This window comes from Natronomonas salsuginis, assembly GCF_005239135.1.
In the GTDB taxonomy this organism is placed as follows: domain Archaea; phylum Halobacteriota; class Halobacteria; order Halobacteriales; family Haloarculaceae; genus Natronomonas; species Natronomonas salsuginis.
Map to the genome: position 1 here is coordinate 1 of NZ_QKNX01000012.1, position 2,217 is coordinate 2,217.

General features: G+C 66.3%; 3 protein-coding genes. All 3 read right to left on the reverse strand.

Going from position 1 to position 2,217, the window contains the following annotated elements:
- Window positions 1-373 (reverse strand): FAD-dependent oxidoreductase (locus DM868_RS14920; protein ID WP_137277635.1); only part of this gene is annotated, 373 nt, incomplete at its 3' end.
- Entirely contained in the window at window positions 373-1,929 is a 1,557-nt protein-coding gene (locus DM868_RS14925; protein WP_137277636.1) for a 2-oxo acid dehydrogenase subunit E2, read from the reverse strand. The genes DM868_RS14920 and DM868_RS14925, both read right to left, overlap by 1 nt.
- A gap of 1 nt (window position 1,930) precedes the next feature.
- On the reverse strand, window positions 1,931-2,217 hold a 287-nt coding region (locus DM868_RS14930), incomplete at its 5' end, for a transketolase C-terminal domain-containing protein (RefSeq protein ID WP_281280734.1).

Consider the following 2,217-nt stretch of genomic DNA (forward strand, 5'->3'; position numbering starts at 1 on the left):
TGTGCTCGTCGACGAACTCCGCCCGGCCGGAGAGGAGGTTGACCCCGTTGGCCTTGCAGAGCTTCTCGACGCCACCCGTCAACTGGTCGACGACGCCGTCCTTCCAACCGACGAGCCCCTGCATGTCGACGTCAGCGCGGGCGTGCAACCCCATCGACTCGGCGTGTTCGACCTCGTGGGCTAACCCGCTCACGTGGATCAGCGCCTTCGACGGAATACATCCGTCGTTCAGACACGTGCCCCCGTAGGCGTCCGCTTCGACGAGCGTCACGTCGAGGCCGAGCTGGCCGCCCCGAATCGCGGCCACGTAGCCGCCCGGACCCCCGCCGATCACCAGTACTTCGGTTCCCGTCGAAATGTCTCCCACAACCATTATTCGAGTAGTAGCTTCTCTGGCTGTTGTATATAACTTTTCACACAATTCGTAAACCGCGCTGCCTCGGCCCCGTCGATCACCCGATGATCGATCGACAGCGACAGCGTCAACACCGTCCGCGGGACCACGTCACCGTCGACGACGCGCGGTTTCTCCTTGATCGCGCCCAACCCGAGGATCGCCGTCTCGGGGTAGTTGATGATCGGCGTCGCGTACTCCCCGCCGATCGCCCCGAAGTTCGTGATCGAGAACGTTCCACCCTGCATCTCCTCGCGCGAAATCGAGCGACCGCGCGCCTTCGAGACCAGTTCGTTCAGCTCGTCCGCCAACTGTAAAAGACCCTTCCGATCGGCGTGTTTGAGCACCGGCACCATCAATCCCGCGTCCGTCGCCGCCGCCACGCCCACGTTGTACTCGCCTCGAACCACGATCTCCTCGGCCTCCTCGTGGAGCTGTGCGTTGAGAATCGGATACTCGCGAAGCCCCGCGATGACCGCCTTGATCACGAACGGCATGTACGACAGCGAACTCCCGCGCTCCTCCGCGCGCTCCTTGAGTCGACTCCGCATCTCGACCAGCTCCGTCACGTCCGCCTCGTCGTGATGCGTCACGTGCGGCGCGGTGTACTTCGAGCGCTCCATCTGCTCGCCGATCGTCCGCCGAACACCCCGGTATGGAATCCGCTCGTCCTCGCCCGACACGGTAGAATCGACTATCGGTTCGGCCGACACCGCCTCCGCGTCGGCTTCCTGCGCCCGCCGCTGAGCGTCGGCGTACGCCTCAATCTCCGTGGGCGTGACGAACGCCTCACCGTCTTTCGTCAGATCGGTCGGCACCGAATCGAGGTCGATCGCCTCCTCTGCGGCGAGCTGTCGCGTCGCCGGCGCGGCGAGCGTCCGATCGCGACTCGCCGCCTCCGTCGGCGGCTCGACCGCCTCGTCGGTCGACTCGGCCTCCGCATCGAGCGACGCCTCGTCGTCAAGTCGCCGCGTCGCCGATGTCGGCCCCTCGTCGGTCGCCTCCGATGCGGCTTCCCCACCTGAGTCGGCCGCCGCCCGCACGTCCGCTTCCGTCACGCGACCGCCCGGACCGCTGCCCGCGACCGTGCCGATGTCAACGCCCAACTCGCGCGCGATTCGTCGCGTCGCCGGCGCGGCGAACGTCCGGCCGCCCGAAGCCGTCCCGGGATCCACACCATCGGGGACAGAATCGGCCTCGGAGTCGGGCGCAGAAACGCCCTCAGTACCGGCCGCCGAGTCAGCATCGGCCTCCGCGCCGATTTCAGCATCGGCCTCAGCCTCAGTCTCCGTCTCGCCCTCAACGTCGAAGGTGATGATCACCGTTCCGACAGGGACCATCTCGCCCTCCTCGGCCAGGATCTCTTTGACCGTCCCGTTCACCGGCGCGGGCACCTCGACGACCGCCTTGTCCGTTTCGACCTCGGCGACCGGCTGATCCTCCGAGACCGTCTCGCCGACCTCGACGAGCCACCGGACGATCTCCGCTTCCGTCAGGCCCTCACCGACGTCCGGGAGTTTGAATTCGCGAACCATCCTATGCCTCGTACGTCTCCCTGAACGCGTCCTCGATGCGCGTGTCCTCGGGCATGTAGTAGTCCTCCAGCGCGTACAGCGGGTACGGCACGTCGAACCCGGTCACGCGGTTGATCGGCGCTTCCTGATAGTACAGCGCCTCCTCCTGGATCGTCGCCGTGATCTCGCCGGCGAGGCCGCCCGTCTTCGGCGCTTCGTGGACGATCACGGCCCGGCCGGTCTTTTTGAACGATTCGAGGATGGCGTCGGTGTCCATCGGCGACAGCGTTCGCAGGTCGACCACCTCGA

Excerpts from the sequence above, each read along its gene's own strand:
- DM868_RS14925 (WP_137277636.1), bottom strand. The coding sequence starts at position 1,929 with ATGGTTCGCGAATTCAAACTCCCGGACGTCGGTGAGGGCCTGACGGAA.